The organism is Nocardia sp. NPDC060220 (assembly GCF_042727815.1).
GTDB lineage: Bacteria > Actinomycetota > Actinomycetes > Mycobacteriales > Mycobacteriaceae > Nocardia.
The window spans coordinates 1-4,679 of sequence record NZ_JBHWZY010000553.1 but is presented as its reverse complement, the minus strand read 5'-3'; the positions used below and the strand labels follow the sequence as shown (position 1 = coordinate 4,679).

Below are 4,679 nucleotides of genomic sequence, written 5' to 3'. Positions count from 1 at the left end.
GTTCTGTGTGCTCACCGCTGCCGCCCCCTAGCCCCCGAAGTCACCACTAGCGCTCCTCGAATCCCGTCATGTCGCCCCGCACGGGCTCCCAGCTTTCCACAACCAGGTCTACCCGCCCAGGAGCACGCCCGGACAGACCATGTGTCACGTGCCCGATAGCGTGCGAGCTCTCGGGCGCTTCGCCGGACCGTAGCAGTTCCAGCAATTTCTCGCCCGCCGTTCGTGGCCCTTCGGCGACAACGTGGACGCGGCCGTCGCTGTGGTTGCGCGCGTAGCCGACCAGGCCGAGTTCCAGTGCGCGCGACCGCGTCCACCACCGGAATCCCACGCCCTGCACGTACCCGTGCACCCACGCGCTCAGCCGAACCGGCTCCTCGCTCATGCGTCGATGTTGAAGGTCAGCGTCACCTTCGTGCCCGCTTTGAGCGTGCGGCCCACAGTGCACACCTTGTCGACAGCACGCTGCACGGTGACCAGTAGTCGTTCGCGGGCGGCCTCGTCGAGTTCGGACAGGTCGAGTTCGAGGACCTCGTCGAGCTGCGGGTAGAGCTCGTTCTCGCGGTCGGCATCGCCCGAGACGCGGATGGTGGCGTCGAACTCGTCGCCGAGGCGACGCGACAACGGCAAATCGGAGCTGAGCCCGGTGCAGCCCGCGAGCGCGATCTTCAGCAACTCACCCGGGGTGAAGGCGCCCGGCACGCCCTGGGAGGCGATCAACACCTCGGCGCCACGGTTGCTGCGCCCGGTGTAGGCGCGGGTTCCGGTGCGCTCGACCCACAGTTCGGTGGGGGTGTTGGTCACGGGTGCGATCTGCTCAGCCATGCCTTGATCCTGCCATTCGCTCGACGACGATCCACGCCTGGGAACGTCCACGCCACTCCCGGCATTCCGGTCACGTGACCGGGCGCACGCTCATTCCTGGAAGCGGTACCCCATCCCCGCCTCGGTGAGCAGATGGCGCGGGTTGGCCGGATCGTCTTCGAGTTTGCGCCGCAACTGCGCGAGGTAGACCCGCAGGTAATGGGTCTCGGTGGCATAGGCCGGACCCCACACCTCGCGCAGTAGTTCCTTGCGCCCCACCAGTTTTCCGCGATTGCGCACCAGCATCTCGAGCATCCCCCACTCGGTGGGCGTCAGGTGCACCGGCACACCCTGCTTGGTGACCTTCTTGGCGACGAGGTCGACGGTGAACGAGTCGGTGACCACGATCGGGTCGCCCGCATCGGTCGCGCTGGCACCACGACGCACCGCCGCGCGCAGCCGGGCCAGCAGTTCGTCCATCCCGAACGGCTTGGTCACGTAGTCGTCGGCGCCGGCATCGAGCGCCTCGACCTTGTCGGCCGAATCGGTGCGCGCCGACAGCACGAGCACCGGTGCGGGCGACCACCCACGCAGTCCGGCCAGCACCTCGATCCCGTCCATGTCGGGCAGACCGAGGTCGAGAATGACGACGTCGGGGTGCTTTTCGGCCGCCACCCGTAAGGCGGCGGCGCCGTTTCCCGCGGTCAGGACCTCGTACCCGCGCACCGACAAATTGATCCGCAAGGCGCGGACGATCTGTGGCTCGTCATCGACGACGAGCACTTTGACCGGGGGATGCGCTGCCCCACCTCCCCGCGTCTTCGGATCGGCCTCCTGCGCGTGGTCGTCCACCGTCGGCGGCCGGCGGACCGGTTCGCCCGTCCCCGATGAGTTGCCCATGTGCTCACTTTCCTCGGGAGTCGACGTGTGACGGCGCCGCGGGTGTGCCGGACGGCAGATCGACGAGCATCGTGAGCCCACCTCCCGGGGTCGGCTCGGCGTGGACGGTGCCGCTCATTGCTTCGACGAAGCCGCGGACCACGGACAGGCCGAGGCCGACGCCGGTGGTGTTGTCGCGGTCGCCGAGGCGCTGGAAGGGTTCGAACAGTTGCTCTTCGGTGCCGGACGGGACGCCGGGGCCGACGTCGACAACCGCGATCGACACCCGGTCACCGTCGTGCTCGGCGGTCACCCGCACGGGCGACTCGCGACCGGAATGGCGCAGGGCGTTATCGATCAGGTTGGCCAGGACGCGTTCGAGCAGACCGCTGTCGGCGAGCACCGAAACCTCATCGACCTCGACCTTCACCCGGTCCATCGCCGCGCGGCGCAGGCCACGGGTGCCCATGCCGACGCTCACCAGCGCGCGATGCACCGCCTCGTCCATGTACACCTGTCGCAACTGCGGCGTGACGACGCCGACCGCCAGTCGCGAGGAGTCGAGCAGATTGCCCACCAGCGCGGTCAGCTGGTCGACGGATTCCTCGATCGCCTCCAGCAGTTCGCCGGTGTCCTCCGCCGAGAATTCGATGTCGTCGCTGCGCAGGCTGGACACGGCCGCTTTCGCGCCTGCCAGGGGCGTGCGCAGATCGTGGCTGACCGCCGACAACAGCGCACGGCGCAGCCGGTCGGCTTCCAGCAGCGCCGCCGCCGCGCTGGCTTCCTCCGCCAATCGGGCCTGGCGCACCAGCCCGACTGCCTGATTGGCGACCGCGTTGAGCACCGGCCGATCGGAGGAGTCGATCGACCGACCGGCGAGCAGCAGGTGACTCTGCGCGTCACCGGCTTCGATGACGGTCTCGGCATCGGAGGGACGTGTCGGTGGTTCGGGGCCGACCGCGGCGACGATCCGATCGCCGCACTGCACACTCACCGCGCGCTGGCCGTAGGTTTCGCGGACTTGCTCGAGCAGGTTGTTCAGGTCGGCGCCGTGCAGCACGGATCCGGCGAACATCGTCAGCAGCTCGGCTTCCCGGGATGCCTTGCGCGCCTGCAGCGTTCGCTTCGCCGCGACATCGACCAGCGCCGCCACGGCCACCGCGACGATGAGCAGCACGACCACGGTGACGAAGTTGTCCGGCTCGGCGATGGTGAAGCTGAAGCGCGGGTCGGTGAAGTACCAGTTGAGCAGCAGCCCCGACAGCAGCGCCGACAGACCGGCGGGAACGATACCGCCGAACAACGCGACCGCCACCACGCCGACGAAGAACATGGCGCTGAGCCCGCCCAGCTGCAACCACCCGTCGAGGAATACCGCGCAGATCGCGCTCACCAGCACCGGCACGATCACCGCCGCGGGCCACGCGCTCACCGGCCGCCTCGGACGCAGCCAATGCCTGCGCACCCCGCGATTGGCCTCCTCGTGCGTCACCATGTGCACGTCGATCTTGCCCGAGCGCTGCACCACGGTGGAGCCGATGCCCTCATCGAGCATCCGCGCCCAGCGCGAACGCCGCGAAGTGCCGAGTACCAACTGGGTGGCATTGACCTCTCGCGCGAATTCCAGCAGCGCGGTGGGCACGTCGTCGCCGGTCACGGTGTGCAGCGAGGCGTCGAGACCGGCGGCGAGATCGCGCAGCTTGGTCATCCGTTCGGTCGACACCCCGACCAGCCCGTCGCCGCGCACCACGTGCAACACGACCAGATCGGCACTGGACTTGGACGCGATCCGCCCGGCCCGGCGCACCACCGTCTCCGACTCGGGACCACCGGTGACCGCGACCACGACGCGTTCACGCGCCTCCCAGAGCTCGGTGATCTTGTGGTCGGCCCGGTACCGGGCCAGCGCCGCATCGACCTGGTCGGCCAGCCACAGCAGCGCGAGTTCGCGCAGCGCGGTGAGATTGCCGGGGCGGAAGTAATTGCGCAGCGCCGCGTCGACCTTGTCGGCGGCGTAGACATTCCCGTGAGAAAGCCTGCGCCGCAACGCTTCCGGTGTCAGGTCGACCAGCTCCACCTGATCGGCGCCGCGCACCACCGCGTCGGGCACGGTCTCCCGCTGCTCGATCCCGGTGATCTGCTGGACCACATCGTTGAGGCTCTCGAGGTGCTGCACGTTCACCGTGGAGATCACGTCGATACCCGCGGCCAGGAGTTGCTCCACATCCTGCCAACGCTTCTCGTGCACGCTGCCCGGTGCGTTCGTATGCGCCAGTTCGTCGACCAGCACCACCGCGGGCTTGCGCGTGAGTACCGCATCGACATCGAGTTCGGGCAACTCGGTCCCGCGATAGGAGACCGTCTTGGGCGGGATCTGCTCGATGCCGTCCAGAAGTTCGGCGGTCTTCTTGCGCCCGTGCGTCTCCACGACGGCCGCCACCACATCACGGCCACGCTCGGACCGCCGATGCGCTTCGCCGAGCATGGCGTAGGTCTTGCCCACGCCCGGCGCCGCACCGAGGTAGATGCGCAGTTGTCCGCGTTTCACCGGTCCATCATCGCGTGTCGACGCGCCGGAGCCGACGTGCGCACCGGCAACACACCGACGCTCACCATCGGTGCGTGCGAGGTGTTCAGCCGACCGAGTATCCGGATCAACAGCAGCGATCCGGCAAAACCGAAAATCACCGCAAGGGTCACTACCGACACCGCGATCTCACTTTCCGTGCACCAGGGACCGCCGGCGCCGTTCGCCGACCGGTGCCCACTTTCTACCGCCCGAACAGGCGCGTGATCTCGATCTTTACGGTGTGTTGACAGCTATCGCGCCTGCTTTGACGGCATCCTCACACCCATCGGCAGCGTCAACGTTGCGCAAAGGCCGGGCCCCGAGGCGCTAAGGAGTCGTAAGGAAGCCACGCCGAGCCGCGATCCGGCGTTTCACTCACCTAGGTGCTCCACCTCGGAGCGCAAGGAGGTTGGAAATGTCTGTCGTGGTG

Annotated in this window: 5 protein-coding genes; 1 reads left to right on the top strand and 4 read right to left on the bottom strand. The window is 68.1% G+C overall.

Translation table 11 applies throughout. The features are described from left to right. Positions 1 to 46: 46 nt before the first annotated feature. The 4 genes from ACFWF3_RS24900 to ACFWF3_RS24885 form a co-directional block, all read right to left on the bottom strand. The gene (locus ACFWF3_RS24900) at positions 47 to 382 is read right to left on the bottom strand and encodes an acylphosphatase (RefSeq protein ID WP_379315619.1); all 336 of its coding nucleotides are present in this window, start codon (positions 380 to 382) and stop codon (positions 47 to 49) included. Next, positions 379 to 822 (bottom strand): OsmC family protein, encoded by a 444-nt coding sequence (locus ACFWF3_RS24895; protein WP_379315617.1) that lies wholly within the window; start codon positions 820 to 822, stop codon positions 379 to 381. The genes ACFWF3_RS24900 and ACFWF3_RS24895 overlap by 4 nt, the downstream gene beginning before the upstream one ends. A 90-nt stretch (positions 823 to 912) precedes the next feature. Further along, positions 913 to 1,584 carry a response regulator gene (locus ACFWF3_RS24890; RefSeq protein ID WP_378992399.1) on the bottom strand — a complete coding sequence of 224 codons (672 nt, stop codon included), beginning with the start codon at positions 1,582 to 1,584 and terminating at the stop codon, positions 913 to 915. A 121-nt stretch (positions 1,585 to 1,705) separates the two neighbouring features. Further along, positions 1,706 to 4,228: an ATP-binding protein gene (locus ACFWF3_RS24885; RefSeq protein WP_379315615.1), complete on the bottom strand. Its 2,523-nt coding sequence runs from the start codon at positions 4,226 to 4,228 to the stop codon at positions 1,706 to 1,708. A 36-nt stretch (positions 4,229 to 4,264) separates the two neighbouring features. Between ACFWF3_RS24885 and ACFWF3_RS24880 the strand changes: the two genes are divergently transcribed. Further along, positions 4,265 to 4,474: a hypothetical protein gene (locus ACFWF3_RS24880; RefSeq protein WP_379315613.1), complete on the top strand. Its 210-nt coding sequence runs from the start codon at positions 4,265 to 4,267 to the stop codon at positions 4,472 to 4,474. The last annotated feature ends 205 nt before the right edge of the window (positions 4,475 to 4,679 follow it).

Bases quoted from the DNA above. Each gene is read 5' to 3' on its own strand.
- ACFWF3_RS24900 (WP_379315619.1), bottom strand. From the start codon at position 382: ATGAGCGAGGAGCCGGTTCGGCTGAGCGCGTGGGTGCACGGGTACGTG.
- ACFWF3_RS24895 (WP_379315617.1), bottom strand. From the start codon at position 822: ATGGCTGAGCAGATCGCACCCGTGACCAACACCCCCACCGAACTGTGG.